Below are 20,641 nucleotides of genomic sequence, written 5' to 3' on the forward strand. Positions count from 1 at the left end.
GTGCCTCTTAGAGACGGGTTGAGAAGCGATAGCCCGCGCCGCGCACCGTCTGGATCAAGCGATCATGCCCCGTCTCTTCAATGGCCTTGCGCAGGCGACGGATATGCACATCCACGGTTCTGTCCTCGACGTACACATTGGTACCCCAGACGTTGTTGAGCAGCTGTTCGCGGCTGTAGACCCGCTCCGGGTGGGTCATGAAGAAGTGCAGCAGCTTGAATTCGGTCGGCCCCATGTCGAGGGCCTTCTCCTCGGCGCTGACCCGGTGGGAGACAGGGTCCAGCTTGAGCCCCTGCACCTCGATCACCTCGTCCACCGAGGTGGGAGAGACGCGGCGCATCACCGCATGCAGGCGGGCGGTCAGCTCCTTGGGGGAGAACGGCTTGGTGATGTAGTCATCGGCCCCCGCTTCCAGCCCGCGCACCTTGTCCTCTTCCTCACCGCGGGCGGTCAGCATCACCACCGGGATCTGGCGGGTCACCTCATCCTGCTTCAGCTGCTTGATGAACTGGATGCCGCTGCCGCCTGGCATCATCCAGTCCAGCACGATGAGTTCGGGGTAGGGTTCGCGCACCTTCGCCAATCCGTCGGCAAAATCTTCAGCTTCTACTGTTTCATATCCCTTCTGCTCGAGCACGAAGCAGAGCATTTCGCGGATCGGTGCTTCGTCCTCGACCACCAGAATTCGCTTAGCCATATCCCTTCTCTCTCCTCTGTGAAGATGGGTGCGCCAATTATTAGAACTTTCTGTGACACTTTTATGACTTTATGACAGGCGGGATGATAAACGTTTTCAGATTCAGTTGGCAGCAGTGAGTTGCAGCAGATCCCAGCGATTGCCACTGATGTCCTCGAATACCACCACGGTGCCGTAAGGCTCGGTGCGCGGCTGTTCACAAAAATGGACACCGTACACCTGCATGCGCCGGTAGTCGCCCCAGAAGTCGTCAGTCTCGAGGAACAGGAAGACCCGGCCGCCCCCCTGCTGGCCGATAGCGGCCCGCTGCTCCGGGGTGGCAGCCCGCGCCAGCAACAGGGCGGAACCGAGGGCTCCCTTGGGGGCAACCCGCACCCAGCGCTTGCCCGGTTTGCCCGGCTCGTCGAGGGGGGTGTCTTCCAGCAGCTCGAACCCCAGTCCCTGGGTAAAGAAGGTGATGGCCTGGTCGTAATCGGCCACCAGCAGGGCCAGGGCGCCAATGTGTTGTGCCATGGGAGGTACCTCAACAGATGAATGGACGGGGCGCATCATAACGGGGGACGGCCCCGGGCTCCAGCACCGGGGCAGATGAGATGGCAGAGGATGGAAGAGGGGAGCATGGCGCCGGGCAGGCGCGATCTCCCCGCTTAAAGCAACCGGTTCACTCCTGCCCGAGCCAGTCGCGCAGCACGCTATCCCGGTCGCCATCCAGCGCCGGCGAGGCGCGCCCATAGCACACCGGAGTGGCCGACAGATGCAGCGGGTTGGCCAGGGTGGGCAAGGATTGTTCCCCACGCTGCACCTGCTGCACCCAGCCGCGCACCGCCCCCTGCTCGAGGGCAAACAGCGCATCCAGGGTGAGGATGGGGCCGCCCGGCACCCCGGCCACCTCCAGCATGGCACTCCACTGGGCGCTGCTGCGCGCCAGCAGCCGCTCGGCAATCAGGGCGTTGAGCCGGTGACGCTGGCGCACCCGGGCGGCGTTGGTGGCAAAGTCGGGGTCCTGCGCCCACCCGGGTTCCCCCAGCAGGGCCGCCAGGGCGGCAAACTGGCCATCGTTGCCCACCGCCAGGATGAGGTGGCCATCGCTGGTGGGATAGACGTCGTAGGGGACGATATTGGGGTGGCCGTTGCCAAGGCGCCCGGGCGCCTGGCCGGTGGCGAGATAATTCATCGCCTGGTTGGCCAGCACCGCCACCGACACGTCGAGCAGGGCGAGATCGATCTGCTGACCCTCCCCGGTTCGCTCCCGATGGCGCAGGGCCGCCTGGATGCCGATGGTGGCGTAGAGGCCGGTGAGGATGTCGACGAGCGCCACCCCCACCTTGACCGGCCCGCCGCCGGGCACCCCGTCGGGTTGACCCGTGATGCTCATCAACCCGCCCAGCCCCTGGATCAGCAGATCGTAACCGGGTCGCTGGGCCCAGGGGCCGTCCTGGCCAAAGCCGGTGATGGAGCAGTAGATGAGCTCTGGGCGGCGGGCCTTGAGGCTCGGATAATCGAGGCCAAAGCGCGCCAGTCCCCCCACCTTGAAGTTCTCGATCACCACGTCGGCACAGTCCACCAATGCCAGCAGGGTGTCTCTGTCGCGCACCAGGTCCAGGGCGATGGAGCGTTTGCCCCGGTTGGCAGCATGAAAGTAGGCCGCCTCCCCTGCCACCAGCTCGGGCGGGCCCCAATGGCGGGTGTCGTCACCGCGCCCGGGGGCCTCCACCTTCACCACGTCGGCGCCGAGATCAGCAAGCAGCTGGCTGGCCCAGGGGCCGGCCAGCACACGGCTGAGATCCAGCACGCACACGCCGGCAAGGGGCCCCATCACTCGAACGCCTGCAGGTCGGTCTGGGCCCGCCCCAGGATCAGGGCGTGGATGTCGTGGGTTCCCTCGTAGGTGTTGACCGCCTCCAGGTTCATCACGTGGCGAATGACGTGAAACTCGTCGCTGATGCCGTTGCCGCCGTGCATGTCGCGGGCGACGCGGGCAATCTCCAGCGCCTTGCCACAGCTGTTGCGCTTGATGAGCGACACCAGCTCCACCGGGCAGCGCCCCTCATCCATCAGGCGCCCAGCCTGCAGACAGCCCTGCAGGCCGAGGGCAATCTCGGTCTGCATGTTGGCCAGCTTGAGCTGGAACAGCTGGGTGGCGGCCAGCGGACGGCCGAACTGCTGGCGATCCAGCCCGTACTGGCGGGCGGCATGCCAACAGAACTCGGCGGCGCCGAGCGCCCCCCAGGCGATGCCGTAGCGCGCCTTGTTGAGGCAACCAAACGGCCCCTTGAGGCCGCTCACCCCCGCCAGCCGGTTGGCCTCCGGCACGAAGACCCGCTCCATCACTATCTCGCCGGTGATGGAGGCGCGCAGGGAGAACTTGCCCTCGATCTTGGGGGCAGAGAGCCCGGCCATCCCCTTCTCCAGCACGAAGCCGGTGATCTCGCCGTCCAGCTTGGCCCACACCACGAACAGATCGGCGATGGGGGAGTTGGTGATCCACATCTTGTTGCCGGTCAGCAGATAACCGCCATCGACCCGCTCGGCGCGGCTCTTCATGGAGCCCGGGTCGGAGCCCGCGTCCGGCTCGGTGAGGCCGAAGCAGCCCACCAGCTCGCCCCGGGCCAGCCCTGGCAGCCAGCGCTGGCGCTGGGCCTCGTCGCCATAGGCGTGGATCGGGTGCATCACCAGGGAGGATTGCACACTCATGGCCGAGCGGTAGCCGCTGTCGACCCGCTCCATCTCCCGGGCGATGAGGCCGTAGGCCACGTGATTGACCCCGGCGCAGCCGTACTGCTCCGGCAGGGTGGCGCCGAGCAGCCCCAGCTCCCCCAGCTCGTTCATGATGGTGCGGTCAAACTGCTCGCGCCGGTTCGCCTCCAGCACCCGCGGCATCAGCCGCGCCTGGCAGTAGTCGCGGGCGGCGTCGCGGATGAGCCGCTCCTCTTCGCCGAGCTGGCTATCGAGAAAGAAGGGGTCTTGCCAATCAAATCGGGTACGCGTCATAAGGCACTCCATGCCATGCAAAAGAATCATCAAAGGGTCTCTTGTGGACCCATCTTAACCACGAAAAACTTAGGTCACAAACGCCTCAGCTTGCCTCCCGCAGCGCCCGATAGAGGGTGGTGCGGCTGATGCCGAGCCGGCGCGCCGCCTCGCTCACGTTGCCATCGCACTCTGTCAGGGTCTGCTGCACCCGTTGCCGGTTCTGCTGGCGCAATGTGCTGCCCGCCAGCGCCGTGGTGACGACCGGCGCCACAACCACGGTCGGCAGATGCAGGTGGGCAGGCTCAATCCAGCCCTGCCCCTCCGCCAGCACGCAGGCCACTTCCAGCGCCTGCTTGAGCTGGCGCACGTTGCCGGGTAGCGGGTGGGCCAGCAAGTGGCGCTCGGCCTCATCGCTCAGGCACAGGGCAGGATCCATCTCGGCCAGCAGGCGCTGGACCAGCGCCTGCCGCTCGCAGGCCGGCCAGTCGCGCAGCGGCGCCAGTTGCTGGCGCCAGCCGCAGATGCGGTAGTAGAGATCCTCGCGAAAGGTGCCGGCCGCCACCATGGCCGCCAGATCCCGATGGCTGGCGCTGACCAGCCAGAAATCCACCGCCTCGGGTCTGTGGCTACCGACCGGGGTGACGGCGCGCTCCTGCAACACCCGCAGCAACCGGGTCTGGGCCGAGAGCGGCAGCTCGCCGATCTCGTCCAGCATCAGGATGCCGCCGTGGGCGGCGCGCAGATACCCCTGACTGCCCTGGCTGCGGGCACCGCTGAAGGCCCCGCCGACATAGCCAAACAGCTCGGCTTCCACCAGCTCTGCCGGCAGGGCGCCGCAGTTGACGCACACCAGCGGTTGCGCACGCCGGCTCGACTGCCCGTGCAGTTCGCGCACCAGATGCTCCTTGCCGCTGCCGGTCTCCCCCTCGATGAGCAGCGAGATGCCGCGCTCCAGCATCTTGAGCGGCACCTGCCGGCCGTGCGAGCCACCGGCAGCGGCCGGCAGGCCGGGCTGGACCACACCTGAGCTGGCCTCCGGCACCAGCCGCAAGCCGCGCCTATCCCGCAGCAGCTGCTTGCCGTCGAAGGGGTGCTGGCCGAGCCAGAGCCGGCCGGCCCGGTTGGCCCCGAGCAGCTCGCCCTCCTCCCCCAGCAGCAGGCGGGCGGACCAGAGACTCTGGGGCTCGAGATCCACCAGCCAGCCCGGCTGGCGTGCCAGCAGCGCATTTTCCAGGGTCATGGCCAGCAGCCGTACCGTGCCCAGCATGTCGCCGCCGTGGTGGGCCGCATCGGTGGAGATGTCGAGCACCCCGATCACTTGCCCGTCCGGCCCGAGCAGCGGGCAGGCGCTGCAGCTGAGAAAGCTGTGCTGGGCGAAGAAGTGCTGAGTGCCGAGCACCTGTACCTCGCTCTGCTCGGCCAGCGCGGTGCCGATGGCATTGGTGCCCTTGCTCGCCTCCCCCCAGCGGGCACCGCTGCGCAAAAAGACCCGCTCGGCGTGGCGGGCGAAGCCGTCGTCACCGCTGGCAGCCAGGATGGCGCCCTCGCCATCGCACAGCAGCAACCGACAGGGGCGCTCCGCCAGCAGCTGGTCAAACAGCGGCAGCACGAAGCGCCGGAAGCTGGCGATCAGCACCCTGTGCTGCTCCTGGCGGGCCGACAGCTCTCCCTGGGGCAGCAAGTCCAGCTCGGCGCTCTGCTGACGGCTCAGCCCCTGGTGCAGGCAGCGCTGCCAGGAGCGCTGGATCGGGCTGGCACCAGATTGAGGGAACTCGCTCATCACACCTCCTGTTCACAAACGGCACGACTGTCGCGACCACTGTCCAGAAACGGCACAGTTGTATCGCCACCGCCGCGGTCATTGGTTAACCAAGATACGCTGCCGCACCCCGTTTGATAACGTTTTTGTAACTTTTGAAGCGCTGGTCAGACCCTCTGGCACGTCCCTTGCGATACACAGCAGCAGCCGGGCTGCCCGCCAGCCCGGTCAGGACCACACACATAAGGATGATGAGATGATTTATACCGCTCCCGGTCAGGCAGGTGCCCTGGTCAGCTTCAAGTACCGTTACGACAACTTCATCGGTGGCGACTGGGTCGCCCCGCGCGCCGGCCGCTACTTTGAAAACATCTCGCCGGTGGATGGCCGCGTGTTCTGCGAGGTGGCCCGCTCCGACGCCGCCGACATCGAGCTGGCGCTGGACGCCGCTCACAAGGCGTTCGCCAGCTGGAGCAAGACCAGCGTCACCGAACGCAGCAACCTGCTGCTGCGCATCGCCGATCGCATCGAGCAGAACATCGAGGTGCTCGCCATCGCCGAGACCTGGGAGAACGGCAAGGCGGTGCGCGAGACCCTGGCCGCCGACCTGCCACTGGTGGTGGATCACTTCCGCTACTTCGCCGGCTGCATCCGCGCCCAGGAGGGCTCGGCCGCCGAGCTGGATCAGAACACCGTCAGCTACCACTTCAAGGAGCCCATCGGGGTGGTCGGCCAGATCATCCCGTGGAACTTCCCGCTGCTGATGGCGGCCTGGAAGCTGGCCCCCGTGCTGGCGGCCGGCTGCTGCAGCGTGCTCAAGCCCGCCGAGCAGACCCCGGTCACCATCATGCTGATGATGGATCTCATCAAGGACATACTGCCCGCCGGGGTGGTCAACGTGGTCAACGGCTTTGGCGCCGAGGCGGGCCAGGCGCTCGCCACCAGCAACCGGATCCAGAAGCTCGCCTTCACCGGCTCCACCGAGGTGGGGGCCCACATCCTGCGCTGCGCCGCCGACAAGCTGATCCCCTCCACCGTGGAGCTGGGCGGCAAGTCCCCCAACATCTACTTCGCCGACGTGATGCAGCACGAGAGCAGCTACATCGACAAGGCGGTGGAAGGGATGCTGATGACCTTCTTCAACCAGGGCGAGGTGTGCACCTGCCCCTCCCGCGCCCTGGTGCAGGAGAGCATCTATGACGACTTCATGGACAGAGTGCTGGCCCGCGCCCGCACCATAGTGCAGGGCAACCCCCTCGACACCGCCACCCAGGTCGGCGCCCAGGCGTCCCGCGAGCAGTTCGACAAGATCCTGAGCTACATGGAGATCGGCCGCGGCGAAGGGGCAAAAATGCTGATCGGCGGCGGCCCGGCCAGGGTGAGCGGGCTGGAGGGGGGCTTCTACATCCAGCCCACCATCTTCCAGGGCCAGAACAAGATGCGGGTGTTCCAGGAGGAGATCTTCGGGCCGGCGCTCGGGGTCACCACCTTCAAGGACGAGGCGGAGGCGCTGGCCATTGCCAACGACACCCAGTACGGGCTGGGGGCGGGCCTGTGGACCCGCGACAGCAACCTGGCCTGGCGCATGGGGCGCGGCATCCAGGCCGGCCGGGTCTGGGTCAACTGCTACCACGCCTACCCGGCGCACGCGGCCTTCGGTGGCTACAAGAAGTCAGGGATCGGTCGCGAGACCCACAAGATGATGCTGGACCACTACCAGAACACCAAGAACCTGCTGGTGAGCCACGACATCAACCCCCTCGGCTTCTTCTAAGCCCATCCCGTGATCCACAAGGGCGCCTGCGGGCGCCCTTTTCATTGCTGGTGCGGTCGCGGTCAGAGCTGTGCCTGCCCGGCGCCGATCCCCAGCTGTTGACGATAGCGCTGGGGGGCACAGCCCTGTTCGCGCTGGAACATGGCGATAAAAGCCGAGGTGGAGGTGTAACCGAGGCGCCAGGCGATCTCCTGCACCGGCATCTCGCCGCGCAGCCAGTCCAGCGCCTTCACCAGCCGCAGCCGGGTGCGCCACTGGCCGAGGCTCATGCCAAGCTCCTTCTGGCAGCGCCGCGCCAGGGTGCGCTCCGTGGTGTGCAGCACCTTGGCCCACTGGGCCAGGGTGCGGTTGTCCTCCGGCGCCGCCTGCAGCGCCGCCAGCAGGGGGGCGAGCAGGCGATCCCGGCTCTGGGGCAGGTAGCTCGGCTGGCAACGGGTGCGAGCCAGCTTCTCGATGAAGAGTTCACCCTGACGGGCATCCCACTCGTCCTCCATGTGGCCGACCCGGCGCTGGGTGAAATCCTCCAGCAGGGCCCGCAGCAAGGGGGTAAGCGCCAGCAGCTGGGGTTCCCGTGGCAGGCGCGGCGCCAGCGCGTGGCTCACGTAGATGGAGGTGTAGTCCAGGGTCTGCTCGTTGAAGGCGGTGTGGGGCTGATCCGCCGGCACCCAGATGAGGTAGTCTGGCGGCGCCACCAGCCGCTGCCCCCCGACCTCCACCACCATGACCCCGAGACTGATGAGGCTGAGCTGGCCCCAGGGGTGGGCGTGCTCGGCGCAGGCGTTGCCCCCCTGGATCTGGCTGTAGCGAAAATAGAGGGGGTTGGGGGCGGCCAGCAGGCGATCCTGCTCGGCCAGGGTGAGGGTGCCCATGCAGATTGTCCCAAAGCGGTTATGACATGTCTTATTTACGCTACTTGCATCGTTCAAGACAAGGCTAGACTCTCTCCATCATACCAAGGAGTCGCTATGCCCTTTCTCTTTCCCCTGCTCGCCATCCTGATCTGGGCCGCCAATACCGTGGTCTCCAAGGCCGCCGCCGGCGTGCTGGATCCTGCCGCCATCTCGTTTTACCGCTGGGTGATCGCCGCCCTGGCGCTGACCCCCTTCTGCCTGCCGCAACTGTGGCGCCGCCGGCGCGATCTCCGCCCCTGGCTCGGCAAGCTGCTGGTGCTCTCCCTGCTTGGCATGGTGCTCTACCAGTGCCTCGCCTACTACGCCGCCCACAGCACCTCGGCCACCAACATGGGGGTCATCGGCTCCCTGCTGCCGCTGCTCACCCTGCTGATCGGGGCCTGCTGCTTTGGCCAGAAGCCGGGCAAGCAGGCGCTGCTCGGCATGAGCCTCTCCCTGTTCGGGGTGCTCTGGCTGCTCGGTCAGGGCAACCCTCAGACGCTGCTGCACAGCGGGATCAACCCAGGCGATGGCATGATGCTGCTGGGGGCGGCCAGCTATGCCCTCTATGGCCTTTTGATCCGCCGCTGGCAACTGCCGTTCGGCCCCTGGCTCAACCTCTACCTGCAGATCCTGCTGGCGGTGCTGCTGCTCATCCCGCTGGCCCTCTCCGCCGACTCCCTGGCCATTCCCGCCCAGGGCTGGAGCATGGTGCTGTTCGCCGGGCTCGCCTCATCCATCTTCGCCGCCTACTGCTGGATGCGCGGCCTCGCCAGTCTGGGGGCGGAGCGCACCTCGGTCTTCATGAACCTGATGCCCCTGTGCACGGCCCTCATCGCCGTCATCAGCCTGGGGGAACCCATCCACGGCTATCACCTGCTGGGGGGCGGCCTCATCCTGAGCGGGGTCATGCTCTCCCAGTTCAAGCCAAGAGCCCGCCGCGTCCTGCTGGAAGAGGCCTGAGCGGCCCGTCGTACCGGTTTTCGTGCCAACGTATAGACCTGAAAAAGGGAGCTTCGGCTCCCTTTTTGCTGGTATGGATCTGCGTGCGGCAAGTGGCTCAGCTGCCCCGCCGCCAGTGGTAGCGGCGCTCGGGCCGGCCGCGCTGGCCGTAGTTGAGATCCACGTCCACCCTGTCCTCCGACTCCAGATACTCCAGATAGCGGCGCGCCGTGGTGCGGCTCAAGGACAAGCGTAGCGCCACCGTATCGGTGGAGAAGGCGCTGTCCGGCTCACCCGCCAGCAGCTCCAGCACCTGGCGCAGGGTGATGGCGTCGATCCCCTTGGGGGTGTCGCGCACGTCGCGCCCCTGGGGCCTCACCTTGCCCATCAGCCGGTCCAGATCGCTCTGCTCGAGGGAGCCGCGCTCGCAGATGCGCCGGTGCAGGGTGAGGATCTCGTCCAGGCTCTGCTGGATACGAAACAGCCGCAGCGGCTTGATGATGTAATCCTGCACCCCCTGATTGAGGGCCTGCTGGATGGTCTCCACGTCGCAGGAGGCGGTCACCATGATGACGTAGGCTTCGCGGTTGTGGCTGCGCAGCCGGTTCACCCACTCCAGGCCAGAGCCGTCAGGCAGCGAGATGTCCACCAGCAGCAGTTGTGGCTGGGCCGCGCGCATCATGAGATCGGCCTGGGTCAGGCTCTCGGCCCGACCCAGCAGGGAAAATCCGGGGGTGGAGGAGACCAGTTCGGCCAGAATGGATCCTATCCGTTCGTCATCCTCGATCACCAGCGTGAAAATGGGCTCCATAGATCACACCAATTGGTTTTTATTCAAGTAGATACCGAACAGCGTCGTCTGTTCGGCGGTGCGGCGCCATTCTATCACACCCCCTCGCCTGGCCACCGTCTCCTTGACCAGGAACAGACCGACACCGTGATCGCCGGTCTGGCGACTGATGCCGTAATCAAACAGATGGTCCGCCAGCGCCTCGTCCACCCCCTCGCCGCTGTCCTCCACCTCGATCACCAGCCGGCGCCCGAAGTCGTTGAGGGAGATGAGCACCCGCGGCGGGTACTGCTTGCGCCGGGCCCAGGCGGCGCGGATGCCGTTGTCCAGCAGGTTGCCGATGAGGGTGATGAGATCCGCTGACACCGCCGCCGGGTACTCGCCCAGCGCCGAATCGGGATCCAGCACCAGCTCCACCCCGAGCTCGCGGGCCCGGCTGAACTTGCCTAGGATGAGCCCTGCCACCGGCTTGTCCTCGATGGCCCGCAGCAGATCGTGCAGCATGGTCTGGCACGCCTCGCTCTCCTGCTGGATGAGCTCCACCGCCTGATCCACGTGGCCCAGCTGCAGCAGGCCGGAGAGGCTGCTGAGCTTGTTGGCGAACTCGTGGGTCTGCATCCGCAGCATCTCGGCATACTGACGCAGGTGGGTCACCTGCATGCCGAGACTGCCGGTCACCTCGGGGCGGCTGAAGATCAGCAGCCGGCCGGGGATCTTGCCCTCCACCGCCTGCCAGCGCCCGACAAACGACTCGCCGTGCACGGTGAAACCGAGCTCGGTCTCGACCTGGGTCAGGGCGGGGGCAAGTGGCGGCGACAGTTCCGAGAGCGGCTGGCCGAGCAGGGCGTGGCGGCCGGTGCCGGGCAGACGCAGCTGGTAAAAGGCGGCGCTGTTGAGCATGCGGATATGGCCCTGGCTGTCGAGGGCAATCACCCCCTCCGAGATGTGCTCCAGCACCAGCTCCTGCAGCACGAAGCGGTTGACTATGGTCTCCGGCTCCAGATCCAGCAGGGTACGCCGCAGCCGATGCTGAACCCAGAGCGCCAGCAGCAGACCGCAGCCCAGCACGGCGCCGATGGCGCTGATGAGCAGAGCAATCCGATCCAGGTAGATGCTCTCCACCGTCTGCATCAGATACCCCACCACCACGGCGCCGATGGCGCGCCCGTCAGGCCCGATCACCGGGGCGAAGCAGCGGATGGCCGGCCCCAGGGTACCCACGTCCTTGGAGCAGTAGCTGCTGCGCTCGTTGAGGGAGGGCCAGATATCCTCGCCGCGAAACAGGCCACCCACCAGCTCCGGGGAGGGGTGGCTCAGCCGGCGGGCGTGCTCGTCGGTCACCACCATGTAGGCGGCATCGGTGCGGCTGCAGATCCCCTGCACATAGTCGCGCAGGCCCGGATCGCTCCCCCACTGCAGCGCCTGCACCACCCGGCTGTCCCCCGCCAGCACCCGCGCCAGATCCCCTCCCTTGTCCTCCAGATTGCTCTCCAGCAAATGGCGGATGAAGAGCGCCAACAGGCTGCCCAGAATGACGATCAGGAGCAGTGACAGGCCCAGGGAGAGGGTGACCAGTTGGTGACGCAGTTTCATCGATTAGCCTTGCAACATCAGGACGCGGACCAATAGTGCGGGCGCCACCAGGTCTGGTCAATCAAAGGTGCGGGATCACCGGCAAAATCGGCCAGCCCCTCGGCACGGGCACAGAGTGCCACCGCCCTCGCCACGGCGCGGGCCACCTCCCCCACCTGCTCGATGGGGGGCAGCAACCGCCCCTCGGCCAGCGGATAGGCGCCCACCGCCTGCACCGCCGCCCGCAGCATGCCGTCGCTGATGCGCCGCGCCTTGACCGCGCAGGCCCCCAAACCAATGCCGGGGAACACATAGACGTTGTTGCACTGGGAGACCACCCGCGCCGCGCCGTCCACCTCCACCGGCGGGAAGGGGCTGCCGGTGGCGAGCAGGGCCCGCCCGCCGGTGGCCTGCCACACCTGGGTTGGGGTTGCCTCGGCGCTGCGGGTGGGGTTGGAGAGCGGCAGGATCACCGGCCGCTCGCACACCTCCCCCATGGCCGTCAGCACCGCCTCGTCGAACAGACCGCCCTGACCGCTCACCCCGATCAGCACCCCGGGGCGCAGCCGCTCGATAAGCGCAGGCAGGGAATTGCACGCCTCCGCCGCCGGGCGGGCAAACGGCTGCTGGGCCGGGGTGAGCCCGGCCCGATCCAGGCAGACCAGACCGTCCTGATCGAACAGCTGCACTCGCTCCGGGCTGCCCGCCAGCTGGGCCAGCATGGCGGCGATACCGCAGCCGGCCGAGCCGGCGCCGACGATCAGCACCGGAGTATCCGCCAGCGCGCTGCCCGCCTGCTGCAAGCCCGCCAGCACGCAGGCCGACGCCACCGCCGCCGTGCCCTGGATGTCGTCGTTGAACATGCACAGCTCGTCGCGGTAGCGGGCCAGGAGGTTCGCGGCATGCTTGCCGGCGAAGTCCTCGAACTGCAGCACTACCTGGGGCCAGCGTTTGCGAATGGCCGCCACCACCTTGTCCATGAACTGGTAATAGGGCTCGCCATCCACCCGCCGGGCCTGCCAGCCCAAGTAGGAGTCATCTTCCAGCAGCTCGGGGTTGTTGGTGCCCACGTCCACGCACAGGGGCAGGGTGCGCGAAGGGTTGATGCCGCCGGCGGCGGAGTAGAGCGCCAGCTTGCCGATGCAGATCCCCATGCCGCCGATGCCGAGATCGCCGAGCCCCAGCACCCGCTCGCCGTCGGAGATGACGATGACGTCCACCTCCTGCTCCACCGCCGCGAAGATGTGGTCGAGCTCATCCCGGTCGTGCCAGGAGAGGTAGAGGCCGTGGCTGCGCAGATAGAGGTCGCTGTGGCGCTGGCACGCCTCCCCCACCACAGGGGTGTAGATGATGGGCAACAGCTCCGGCAGGTGGTGGCGCACCAGTTCGTAGAACAGCACCGGGTTGTCCTCCTGCAACTGGCGCAGCAGCAGATGCTGATCAAACGGGCTCTGCATGGCCGAAACCAGCCGGTAGATGCGGCGCCGCTGCTGGGCCAGCGACTCCTCCTTGTGGGGCATGCGCCCCATCAATCCCTGACGCTTGCGTTCGGCATAGGGCAGACTGGTGCCCATCATGATGTCGTTCATTATCTTGTTCCTTATGCCAGCAGCGAGATGAGCAGGGTCGCCAGGATCAGCATGACGGCGCCCCCGAGACGAGAGGAGATCTGGGCGAATGGCATCAGCGTCATGCGCTGGGCCGCCGAGAGCACGGCCACATCACCCGTGCCCCCCATGTTGGCCATGCACAGGCCACCGGTGATGGCCGCCTCGATGGGGTAGAAGCCGATCATCCGCCCTACCAGCGCCGCCCCCAGGGCGCCACCGAGCACGGTCACCAGCACCAGCACGAAATAGCTGACGGAGAAGGCGCTGATGAGCTCGGGGATGCTGGTGTAGGCGACACCGATCCCCACCAGCAGGGAGGGAGTCAGGTTGGTGACCACAAACTGGTACCAGTCGGCCGCTGCCTGCTCGTAGCGACGGGGCAGCAGGCCGCTCACCTTGATGACGGCCACCGCCAGGATCATCAGGGCGAAGGGGTGCATGGGGATGAAGTTGCCAAGCAATGAGCCCAGCACGAACATGCTTGAGCTGATGAAGAGGCCCAGACCCAAACTCTCCAGCGTCGGCGCCTGCGTATTCTCCTCGGCCACGCTATCTGTACTCTCTTTTATCATCAACTTGCCGTTGCCGGTCAGGGCGGGGTAGCGGCGGCCGAGGCGGGCCAGCAGGGTGCCCACCAGAATGGCCAGGGTGTTGGCGATCACTACCGCCGGCACCATGCGCGACAGCAGATCGGCGCTCGACATCTGCAGCGGCCCGGAGAGGATCTCCACCAGCGGCACGGCGCCGGCCCCCATGCCGCCGCCCATGATGGGCAGACCGATGAGCAGCACCGCATTCTTGAAGCCGTAGCCCATCAGGGCGCCCACCAGACCGACGCTGAGCAGCGCCAGTGCGACGCCCCCCAGGATCACCGGCAGGTAGCGCATGGCGGCGTTTTTCAGCAGGGCGCCGCTCATGCCGAACACCGAGCCGGTCACCAGGCTGGCGATGAAGAAGTTGAGAAAGCCCCCCTCCTTCATGAAGCCGATGATCACCTGACCCGCCTCGACGGGCAGGATCCGGTATTCAAACAGGGCGGCGCCGCCGAAGATGGCGAGTATGGTGCCACCCCCCAGGTATTCGCGGATGGGAGTGATGCGCTCGCCGAGCTCGGTCAGCAGGGTGCCGAGCACGAACATCAGCGCCAGCGCGCCGACCATGCCGAGCGGCAGCGAGCCGTTCCAACCCGAGAAGAGGACGCAGGTGGCGAGGCCCAGAAAGATCATCATGGGCATGCCGGCAATCTGTCGACCGCCGAACAGGGCGGTTCTGGTGTGTGGGGTAGAGAGGTTTTTCATTGTTATGCTCCAGCGTGTGGTGTGGCGCCACTCTAGAGATCTCCGCTCCTCCTGTCGGTTAGCCTGCCAACAAAGGCATATAAAAACATTAAATTCTTAAACGCTATGGCCTGCGGGCAAGGTTGGCACCCATTTTACAGGGGGTATTTTGGTCCCCGTCGTCGTCATTAAATCACTTAGAAGCGCACTCTTTTGCACTTTAAAGCGGCGCTTGAAGCGGTCGCTATCAAATAGCGATCAAATAACCAGCGCTGTAACCAACAATAATGGCCTGTCAGGTTTGGCAGTGGTGAATGATCACCCGGTACAAGGCAAGGGTGATCCCCTGATCAACAAAAACGCTCCGGCCAGGATCTGCCGGGTGATAAAAAAGAAAGACGATGACAGCTCGATAGCGAGCGCCTAGCTTGTTACAAGCATGGCGCTCTCGCAGGTAATGGCGGCTTGCAGCAAGAGGATAAAGGGTGCGGGCAGGCCCTGTGACAGGCTGCCCTCTCAATATGACGTGCGGATGTCACCGACCGAAAGACTATTCGGCTAATAACAATGGAATATTGGCAGGGTCAAATTCATGACAGGTTTCGGCATTTTCCAGGCTGAGTCCATAATGGCCGTCGACCACATATTCCACATCCACCAGCAGACTCTCGATGGCGAGATGGGCGTCACCCGATTCATATCGTTCCACAGCTATCATCTCCCTGTTTAGCTGACTCATCAATATTAGTGAATAAAAAACAGAGTGCCGCATTTATATAATATTTTTTTGCATCGTCTAATTAGGGTGCACATAAAAAGCTGTGACTATTTTCATGCCATCCCAATAAACGACTCTCTTTATTTCGCCGGGCCCTGCCGACCATATCCAGCCTCCTGCTTCACTCAAAAGTGCAGCTGTTCCCAACTCACCCCTTCACCCACGCTGTTTGAGCTCCACCAGAGACCTACCTCCAAATTTCATAAACAAGATCGCGATCACACTATTTACTTAGCCTGCTAAACAATTACAATGCTTAGCAAGCTAAGTAAAAGGAGAATCTCATGATGAAGGATCTGGAAATGCTGCGCGAGCTCTCCCTCGCCGAGCGGGTCGGCCGGCTGCATCGGCTGTGGCGCACCGTGGCCGATCTCGAGCTGGCCCCCCTCGGCCTGACTCATCCCCGCTGGACGGCCCTGTGGAAGCTGAGCCGGCTCGGCGGCCACCTCAGCCAGAAGACCCTGGCCGAGGCGCTGGAGATCGAACTGCCCTCCCTGATGCGCACCCTGGGCCAGCTGGAGGAGCAGGGGCTGGTGGAACGCCACTGCTGCAGCCAGGACAAGCGGGCTCGCATCGTCACCCTGACCCCGGCCGGCAAGGCGCTGCTCGACCAGATTGAAGATCGCATCATGGAGATACGCCGGGAGCTGCTCGCCGGCATCAGCCAGCGGGAGCTGGAACAGTTTGAAGATATCGTACACCGCATCTGTGCCAATGCCCTCGGCAAGATAGGTGCGCAGAGTGAAGAGAGAGAATGAGATGACCCCGGATCAACAATTCCAACGCTGGATCAAATGGGCCATGGGCGCCTTCGTGCTGGTCTTTGCCTATTTCCTGCTGGCCGATCTCAAGATGCCGCTCACCCCGCAAGCCATGGCAACCCGCGTCGTCACCAAGATGGCGCCCCAGGTCAGCGGCAAGGTGATGGAGGTGGCTGTCGCCAATAACCAGCACGTCAAGCAGGGGGATCTGCTGTTTGCCCTCGACCCGGCCCCCTTCGAGCTGGCGGTAGAGCAGGCTCGCCTCGCCCTGGCCCAAGCCGAGCAGCAGAATCGCCAGCTCGATGCCACCCTCAACGCCGCCAGCGCCGATTTCAGCTCGTTGCAGACCCAGGCCGCCCTCAAGTTGCGGGAAGCGGAGCGTATCGACGCCCTCTATCGCCGCCACATGGTCTCCGAGCAGCAGAAGGATGACGCCGACAGCACATTTCGCACCGCCCAGGCCAACCTGCTGGCCAGCAAGGCCCGCATGACCCAGGCCAGGGTCAACCGCGGCCTGCCCGGCGACGACAACCTGCTGCTGCGCCAGGCCCGCAACCGCCTCGCCCAGGCCGAGCTCAACCTCGCCTACAGCCGGGTTCACGCCAGCCAGGACGGCATCATCACCAACCTGCAGCTCAAGCCGGGCAGCTTCGCCGCGGCGGGCGCCCCGCTGCTGGCGCTGGTCTCCGAGCAGGTGGACGTGATCGCCGATTTTCGCGAGAAGAGCCTACGCCACGTAGACCAGGACAGCCTGGCCCTGGTCGCCTTCGATGGCGAGCCGGGCCGCCTCTATCCCGCCCGGGTCACCAGCCTGGATGCCGGGGTCAGTGCCGGTCAGTTCGATGCCAACGGCCAGCTGGCCAGCCCCACCGAGTCGGATCGCTGGGTGCGCGACGCCCAGCGTCTGCGCCTGCATCTGGCGCTGGAACAGCTGCCCGCCCATCTGCCGGCCGGTGCCCGCGCCACCGTGCAGCTGCTGCCCGACAACGCCCTGACCGGGCTGCTGGCCCGCGCCCAGATCCGCCTGCTCAGCCTGCTGCACTACATCTACTGAGGTGACGGCAATGAACCTGTGGCACAGACCCCTCACCGCCAATGAACTGCGCCAATGCCTGCGCATCGCCTTTGGCAGCACCAGCGGCTTTCTGCTCTGCAAGCTGTTCGGCTGGAACTACGGCGTTTTCTACACGGTGACGCCTGTGCTGTTGCTGGGCATGGTGCCGGTGATGAATGGTCATGCCGCCCGCCAGCTGATCGCCGCCGCTGTGGTCTGCGGGCTGGAAGTGGGGCTGCTGGGGGGGCTGTTCGGCGGCCATCCCGGCCTGATGATCCCCATCGCCTTCCTGCTGTTTCTCTACCGTTTCGCCGCCATGTCGCGGGGCAGCCTGTTCCTGTTCGGTGCCAACGGCGTGTTGAGCCTCAGCATCATGCTGCACTTTGCCAGCTACCCGCAGACCGATCTCAACGACCTCATCTTCAGCAACCTGTGGGCCAGCGTGCTGTCGGTGCTCATCGCCTACCTGATGACGGCGCTCATCCCCGACGTGGAGGAGCGCCCCAAGCCGGCCCCCTCCCCCAAGGCACCGCACCGGATGCGGCACGAGGCGCTGCTTGGCGCCAGCATCGCCACCCTCTCCTTCATGGTGTTCCAGCTCTTCGATCTGCGGGACTCCATGTCGGCCCAGGCCACCACCCTGCTGGTGCTCTTCCCCATGCACTGGGACGGCGCCCTGAGCTATGCCCGCAAGCGAGCCATGGGTACCCTGCTCGGGGTGAGCTTCGGCCTGGTCGGCCAGCTGGTGCTCTACGACTGGTCCGGGCTGCTGATCCTGGTCGCCCCCCTGCTCTGGCTCGGCGCCATGCTGTTCAGCCATGCCCATGTGAAGGAGGCGAGCGGTTCCGGAGTCGGCTTCGGCGCCCTCACCACCCTCGGCATCCTGTTCGGCCAGTACCTGACGCCCGGCAACGATCTGGTGTTCAGCGCCCTCTACCGGGTCAGCAGCATCTTGTTTGCCATCGTCGCCACCCTGCTGGCCTGTTACCTCATCCACCGACTGCTTAACCGTTTCGAGGCCACCCGGTTCGGTTATTGACCCCCTGTTGTTAGCTCAAGGATGTGCGCCTTTCGCCCCGCTATGCCTACCGGGGCGTTTTTTTGCCCTGTATCTGGCAGCGCCTGCGGCTAGCCCCAGCAACTATGCTTGCTAGGGCAGTTGGCAACGGGAGAGAGACCATGACACACGCAACCCACATTCACTGGCTGGTTATCTGTCTTCTGCTGATGGTGGGAAGCGCCCGGGCCGAGTCTGTACTGATCGCCGCGGAAGATGACTGGGCGCCCTACTGCGTTCTCGACAAAGAGAGCGGCCAGCCGCGGGGGTTGGCCCCCGAGCTGGTGAAGGCGGCCTTTGCCGCCGAGGGGGTCGAGGTGGAGTTTCGCACCATCCCCTTCGCCCGCTGCATGTACGAGGCGCGCAGCGACAAGGTGCTCGGCTGCTTCGATGCAACCATTACCGAGGAGAACCGTTACCAGTACTTCTGGCACGAGACCCCCATGTTCGAGGAGGATCTCGCCATCTTCGCCCTGGCCAGCGAACCGCGCCGGGATCTCAAGCTAACCTCGCTGGAACAGAAGACGGTGGGCATCACTCTCGGCTACACCTACCCCACCGACTTCATGGAAAACCCCAGGATCACCCGCTTCCAGGCCAAGTCAGACACCCAGATCATCGAGATGCTGGTGCGCGGCCGGGTCGACTACATACTGATGAACGAGATGCCGGGCTACCTCAAGATCCAGCAGAAACAGCTGAGCGGAAAGGTGGTCAAGGTGGGCAAGATCTCCACCGACGGTTTCTGGCTCGCCTTCTCCCGCGCCCATCCCCGGGGTGAGGAGATGGCCAGTCGCTTCGAAGAGGGGCTGCAGAAGATCAGGAACAACGGCACCTACGAGGCGCTGGTGCGCGCCTTCGAGGCCAGACTCGGCCTGCATTGAGCCCATACTCATTAGTGCTTCTTTTGACGCCCATGGACGCATATCGACGCAAGTCGGGTCGAGCGGCATTGCCCCCCTTGGGCAAGCTGTTAGGATCACGCCCGGATGACACCGATGGAGAATCAACATGAAGCACGCCAACCTTCTGCTGCTGGGCATCACGACCCTGACCCTGCTGAGCGGCTGCGAACGCGGCGCCGACCCCCTGAGCGTGACCGGCGGCGACCCCGTCACCTATCTGTGCGAACAGGGCCAACGGGTACAGGTGCGCTACTTCGCCCTCTCCGATCAGAGCCTGAACTTCGTCAAGCTGGCACTGCCGGACGGCAAGGACTACACCCTGCCGCAGAGCGTCTCTGCCTCCGGCGCCCGCTACACCGACGATCACGAGACCGTCTGGTGGAACAAGGGAGATGAGGGCTTTGTCGAGATGCGCGGCAAGGACGGCGAGTGGCAGAGCGTCTACAACGACTGCAAGCAGCAGTAAACAACAACCCCGGCCAGGCCGGGGTTGTTCATTACTCCACTTCAATCTCGTAGCGACCCACCACTCGCACCGGAATGGCCTGCGGGTTCTGCTCCGACACTCGATAGCGGGTCTTGGCCAGCCCCGACAGGGCGATCAGATCCAGCACCCCGGGCGGCTCCGAGGCCAGGATCTCTGGGCTGAACAGATTGCCGTTGGAGTCGATGAGATAACGGATCTCCACATAGCCCTTGACGGGCCGCTTGGCTGGCGCGCCGCCCACCGGTTCAAACGGGGGCACTTCGCCATCCTGCACCCAGTATTTGCCAAGCTCCGCCATGGTCACCTCCAGCGGCGGCTGGTTCAGTTTCACGGTGGGACTGGGGCTGGCACAGCCCCCCAGCAGGCCGAGCACAGTGCCCAGCAGCAAGACCTTCAAACCCATTCAACACTCCTTGTTGAGTCAGATCGGAGGGGTCACCCCTCCCCGGCAGGGTTGCCGGCCCATTACTGTAACAATCGGAACCCGTTTGAGCAGCATAAAAAAAGCCAACCCCATCGGGTTGGCTTTTAGCAAAGAGGCTCAACGTCAGCCGCGCTTGTCGCTGACCACCAGCCAGAGCGCATGGACCATGCCGGGCAGACCGCCGAGCAGGGTCAGCACTATGTTGATCAGAAAATGCAGGCTGAAGCCCACCTGGATAAAGGCGCAGACCGGCGGCAGGAAGATGGCCAGCAGGATCTTGAGCAGATTGTTCATCTCGGATTTCCTCGTCAACGATGTCACAGGGATTGGAATGGGCTAACCATAAACATCCCTGGCCTCAACTGCAAACCAGACAGGGGATCCGTTCCCCTCCTTCCCGCCAGGCGTTGAGGTCGTGGATCTGCTGATTGCTGCTGCCACGCCAGAGCAGACCGGGGTCTGCCAGCCCCTGCTCGAACTTGCCGTCCACCAGCACGTCCAGCAAGGCCACCAGCTCGCGCTGAGCCGGGCTGAGCTCGCCAAGCAGATAGCCGGTCCAGCACCAGATGTCCTTGCCGGGGCACTCGGCACGCACCCGTTTCACCAGCGCCAGCACCTGGGGCACGTTGGCGGGGTGGAGCGGATCGCCGCCGGAGAGCGACAGTCCCCGCCGTTTGATGCGCGTGTCGTTGAGATCCGCGATGACGCGATCGCTCATCGCCAGATCGAACGGCTTGCCACCATCGAGGCGCCAGGTGCTCTGGTTGTAGCAGCCGGGGCACTGGTGCTCGCAGCCCGAGACGAACAGGGTGGCACGGGTGCCTGGGCCGTTGATCACATCGACCGGGTAGTACTGGTGGTAGTGCATCTTGTCTCTCGATTCACGGTTTG

General features: G+C 65.1%; 21 protein-coding genes. 7 read left to right on the plus strand and 14 right to left on the minus strand.

All coding sequences use genetic code 11. From position 1 onward, the window contains the following. Positions 1–7: 7 nt before the first annotated feature. The 5 genes from phoB to ACB031_RS12100 all read right to left on the minus strand — a co-directional run bounded on the left by phoB (position 8) and on the right by ACB031_RS12100 (position 5,450). Positions 8–697 carry a phosphate regulon transcriptional regulator PhoB gene (gene phoB, locus ACB031_RS12080; RefSeq protein ID WP_005298527.1) on the minus strand — a complete coding sequence of 230 codons (690 nt, stop codon included), beginning with the start codon at positions 695–697 and terminating at the stop codon, positions 8–10. A 102-nt stretch (positions 698–799) separates the two neighbouring features. Then, positions 800–1,210, minus strand: a complete 411-nt coding sequence (locus ACB031_RS12085; protein ID WP_371139635.1) for a VOC family protein — start codon at positions 1,208–1,210, stop codon at positions 800–802. Between the two features lie 148 nt (positions 1,211–1,358). Further along, positions 1,359–2,513 carry a CaiB/BaiF CoA transferase family protein gene (locus tag ACB031_RS12090; protein WP_371139636.1) on the minus strand — a complete coding sequence of 385 codons (1,155 nt, stop codon included), beginning with the start codon at positions 2,511–2,513 and terminating at the stop codon, positions 1,359–1,361. Next, entirely contained in the window at positions 2,513–3,688 is a 1,176-nt protein-coding gene (locus ACB031_RS12095; RefSeq protein WP_371139637.1) for an acyl-CoA dehydrogenase, read from the minus strand. The genes ACB031_RS12090 and ACB031_RS12095 overlap by 1 nt, the downstream gene beginning before the upstream one ends. Before the next feature lie 85 nt (positions 3,689–3,773). Next, positions 3,774–5,450, minus strand: a complete 1,677-nt coding sequence (locus ACB031_RS12100; RefSeq protein ID WP_371139638.1) for a sigma-54-dependent Fis family transcriptional regulator — start codon at positions 5,448–5,450, stop codon at positions 3,774–3,776. A 235-nt stretch (positions 5,451–5,685) separates the two neighbouring features. Between ACB031_RS12100 and ACB031_RS12105 the strand changes: the two genes are divergently transcribed. Beyond that, entirely contained in the window at positions 5,686–7,203 is a 1,518-nt protein-coding gene (locus ACB031_RS12105) for an aldehyde dehydrogenase family protein (RefSeq protein WP_371139639.1), read from the plus strand. 62 nt (positions 7,204–7,265) lie between these two features. Here the strand turns inward: ACB031_RS12105 and ACB031_RS12110 are convergent, their stop codons facing one another. Beyond that, positions 7,266–8,072, minus strand: a complete 807-nt coding sequence (locus ACB031_RS12110) for a helix-turn-helix transcriptional regulator (protein ID WP_005298514.1) — start codon at positions 8,070–8,072, stop codon at positions 7,266–7,268. Between the two features lie 96 nt (positions 8,073–8,168). On the opposite strand from ACB031_RS12110, the gene ACB031_RS12115 reads away from it, so the two are divergent. Beyond that, on the plus strand, positions 8,169–9,056 hold the full coding sequence (locus ACB031_RS12115) for a DMT family transporter (protein WP_042049751.1): 888 nt from the start codon (positions 8,169–8,171) through the stop codon (positions 9,054–9,056). Positions 9,057–9,153: 97 nt separating this feature from the next. On the opposite strand, the gene ACB031_RS12120 is transcribed toward ACB031_RS12115, so the two are convergent. The 5 genes from ACB031_RS12120 to ACB031_RS12140 form a co-directional block, all read right to left on the minus strand. Continuing rightward, a complete protein-coding gene (locus tag ACB031_RS12120; protein ID WP_005303332.1) occupies positions 9,154–9,846 on the minus strand; it encodes a response regulator in 693 nt (230 codons plus the stop codon). A gap of 3 nt (positions 9,847–9,849) precedes the next feature. After that, positions 9,850–11,418: an ATP-binding protein gene (locus ACB031_RS12125; RefSeq protein WP_371139640.1), complete on the minus strand. Its 1,569-nt coding sequence runs from the start codon at positions 11,416–11,418 to the stop codon at positions 9,850–9,852. Between the two features lie 17 nt (positions 11,419–11,435). After that, complete coding sequence (locus tag ACB031_RS12130) at positions 11,436–12,986, minus strand: NAD-dependent malic enzyme (protein WP_371139641.1); 1,551 nt, start codon at positions 12,984–12,986, stop codon at positions 11,436–11,438. A gap of 11 nt (positions 12,987–12,997) precedes the next feature. Further along, the gene (locus tag ACB031_RS12135) at positions 12,998–14,305 is read right to left on the minus strand and encodes a 2-hydroxycarboxylate transporter family protein (protein WP_042007937.1); all 1,308 of its coding nucleotides are present in this window, start codon (positions 14,303–14,305) and stop codon (positions 12,998–13,000) included. 529 nt (positions 14,306–14,834) lie between these two features. Then, the gene (locus ACB031_RS12140) at positions 14,835–15,056 is read right to left on the minus strand and encodes a hypothetical protein (protein ID WP_017787826.1); all 222 of its coding nucleotides are present in this window, start codon (positions 15,054–15,056) and stop codon (positions 14,835–14,837) included. 290 nt (positions 15,057–15,346) lie between these two features. Here ACB031_RS12140 and slyA point away from each other — a divergent pair, with 290 nt between their 5' ends. The 5 genes from slyA to ACB031_RS12165 all read left to right on the plus strand — a co-directional run bounded on the left by slyA (position 15,347) and on the right by ACB031_RS12165 (position 19,305). Further along, the gene (gene slyA, locus ACB031_RS12145) at positions 15,347–15,820 is read left to right on the plus strand and encodes a transcriptional regulator SlyA (protein ID WP_010634735.1); all 474 of its coding nucleotides are present in this window, start codon (positions 15,347–15,349) and stop codon (positions 15,818–15,820) included. 1 nt (position 15,821) lies between these two features. Beyond that, complete coding sequence (locus ACB031_RS12150; RefSeq protein ID WP_371139683.1) at positions 15,822–16,877, plus strand: HlyD family secretion protein; 1,056 nt, start codon at positions 15,822–15,824, stop codon at positions 16,875–16,877. Between the two features lie 10 nt (positions 16,878–16,887). Further along, on the plus strand, positions 16,888–17,916 hold the full coding sequence (locus tag ACB031_RS12155; protein WP_005303346.1) for a DUF2955 domain-containing protein: 1,029 nt from the start codon (positions 16,888–16,890) through the stop codon (positions 17,914–17,916). A 140-nt stretch (positions 17,917–18,056) separates the two neighbouring features. After that, on the plus strand, positions 18,057–18,818 hold the full coding sequence (locus ACB031_RS12160) for an ABC transporter substrate-binding protein (RefSeq protein ID WP_123245535.1): 762 nt from the start codon (positions 18,057–18,059) through the stop codon (positions 18,816–18,818). A gap of 127 nt (positions 18,819–18,945) precedes the next feature. After that, positions 18,946–19,305, plus strand: coding sequence for an MliC family protein (locus tag ACB031_RS12165; protein ID WP_371139642.1), 360 nt, complete (start codon positions 18,946–18,948; stop codon positions 19,303–19,305). A gap of 31 nt (positions 19,306–19,336) precedes the next feature. Here ACB031_RS12165 and ACB031_RS12170 read toward each other — a convergent pair whose 3' ends face one another. The 3 genes from ACB031_RS12170 to nrdG all read right to left on the minus strand — a co-directional run bounded on the left by ACB031_RS12170 (position 19,337) and on the right by nrdG (position 20,618). Then, positions 19,337–19,729: an energy transducer TonB gene (locus ACB031_RS12170; protein ID WP_010634739.1), complete on the minus strand. Its 393-nt coding sequence runs from the start codon at positions 19,727–19,729 to the stop codon at positions 19,337–19,339. A gap of 144 nt (positions 19,730–19,873) precedes the next feature. Continuing rightward, positions 19,874–20,044, minus strand: a complete 171-nt coding sequence (locus ACB031_RS12175; RefSeq protein ID WP_005343870.1) for a YqaE/Pmp3 family membrane protein — start codon at positions 20,042–20,044, stop codon at positions 19,874–19,876. 64 nt (positions 20,045–20,108) lie between these two features. Then, a complete protein-coding gene (gene nrdG, locus ACB031_RS12180) occupies positions 20,109–20,618 on the minus strand; it encodes an anaerobic ribonucleoside-triphosphate reductase-activating protein (RefSeq protein ID WP_268038181.1) in 510 nt (169 codons plus the stop codon). Positions 20,619–20,641 lie beyond the last annotated feature (23 nt).

The organism is Aeromonas sp. S8(2024) (assembly GCF_041403085.1).
Taxonomy (GTDB): domain Bacteria; phylum Pseudomonadota; class Gammaproteobacteria; order Enterobacterales; family Aeromonadaceae; genus Aeromonas; species Aeromonas dhakensis.

Coding starts and splice junctions, on each gene's coding strand:
- ACB031_RS12165 (WP_371139642.1), top strand. CDS start 18,946: ATGAAGCACGCCAACCTTCTGCTGCTGGGCATCACGACCCTGACCCTG.
- nrdG (WP_268038181.1), bottom strand. CDS start 20,618: ATGCACTACCACCAGTACTACCCGGTCGATGTGATCAACGGCCCAGGC.
- ACB031_RS12090 (WP_371139636.1), bottom strand. CDS start 2,513: ATGGGGCCCCTTGCCGGCGTGTGCGTGCTGGATCTCAGCCGTGTGCTG.
- ACB031_RS12175 (WP_005343870.1), bottom strand. CDS start 20,044: ATGAACAATCTGCTCAAGATCCTGCTGGCCATCTTCCTGCCGCCGGTC.
- ACB031_RS12105 (WP_371139639.1), top strand. CDS start 5,686: ATGATTTATACCGCTCCCGGTCAGGCAGGTGCCCTGGTCAGCTTCAAG.
- ACB031_RS12115 (WP_042049751.1), top strand. CDS start 8,169: ATGCCCTTTCTCTTTCCCCTGCTCGCCATCCTGATCTGGGCCGCCAAT.
- ACB031_RS12130 (WP_371139641.1), bottom strand. CDS start 12,986: ATGAACGACATCATGATGGGCACCAGTCTGCCCTATGCCGAACGCAAG.
- ACB031_RS12135 (WP_042007937.1), bottom strand. CDS start 14,305: ATGAAAAACCTCTCTACCCCACACACCAGAACCGCCCTGTTCGGCGGT.
- ACB031_RS12095 (WP_371139637.1), bottom strand. CDS start 3,688: ATGACGCGTACCCGATTTGATTGGCAAGACCCCTTCTTTCTCGATAGC.
- ACB031_RS12170 (WP_010634739.1), bottom strand. CDS start 19,729: ATGGGTTTGAAGGTCTTGCTGCTGGGCACTGTGCTCGGCCTGCTGGGG.
- ACB031_RS12150 (WP_371139683.1), top strand. CDS start 15,822: ATGACCCCGGATCAACAATTCCAACGCTGGATCAAATGGGCCATGGGC.
- slyA (WP_010634735.1), top strand. CDS start 15,347: ATGATGAAGGATCTGGAAATGCTGCGCGAGCTCTCCCTCGCCGAGCGG.
- ACB031_RS12160 (WP_123245535.1), top strand. CDS start 18,057: ATGACACACGCAACCCACATTCACTGGCTGGTTATCTGTCTTCTGCTG.
- phoB (WP_005298527.1), bottom strand. CDS start 697: ATGGCTAAGCGAATTCTGGTGGTCGAGGACGAAGCACCGATCCGCGAA.
- ACB031_RS12100 (WP_371139638.1), bottom strand. CDS start 5,450: ATGAGCGAGTTCCCTCAATCTGGTGCCAGCCCGATCCAGCGCTCCTGG.
- ACB031_RS12085 (WP_371139635.1), bottom strand. CDS start 1,210: ATGGCACAACACATTGGCGCCCTGGCCCTGCTGGTGGCCGATTACGAC.
- ACB031_RS12125 (WP_371139640.1), bottom strand. CDS start 11,418: ATGAAACTGCGTCACCAACTGGTCACCCTCTCCCTGGGCCTGTCACTG.
- ACB031_RS12155 (WP_005303346.1), top strand. CDS start 16,888: ATGAACCTGTGGCACAGACCCCTCACCGCCAATGAACTGCGCCAATGC.
- ACB031_RS12110 (WP_005298514.1), bottom strand. CDS start 8,072: ATGGGCACCCTCACCCTGGCCGAGCAGGATCGCCTGCTGGCCGCCCCC.
- ACB031_RS12140 (WP_017787826.1), bottom strand. CDS start 15,056: ATGCGGCACTCTGTTTTTTATTCACTAATATTGATGAGTCAGCTAAAC.
- ACB031_RS12120 (WP_005303332.1), bottom strand. CDS start 9,846: ATGGAGCCCATTTTCACGCTGGTGATCGAGGATGACGAACGGATAGGA.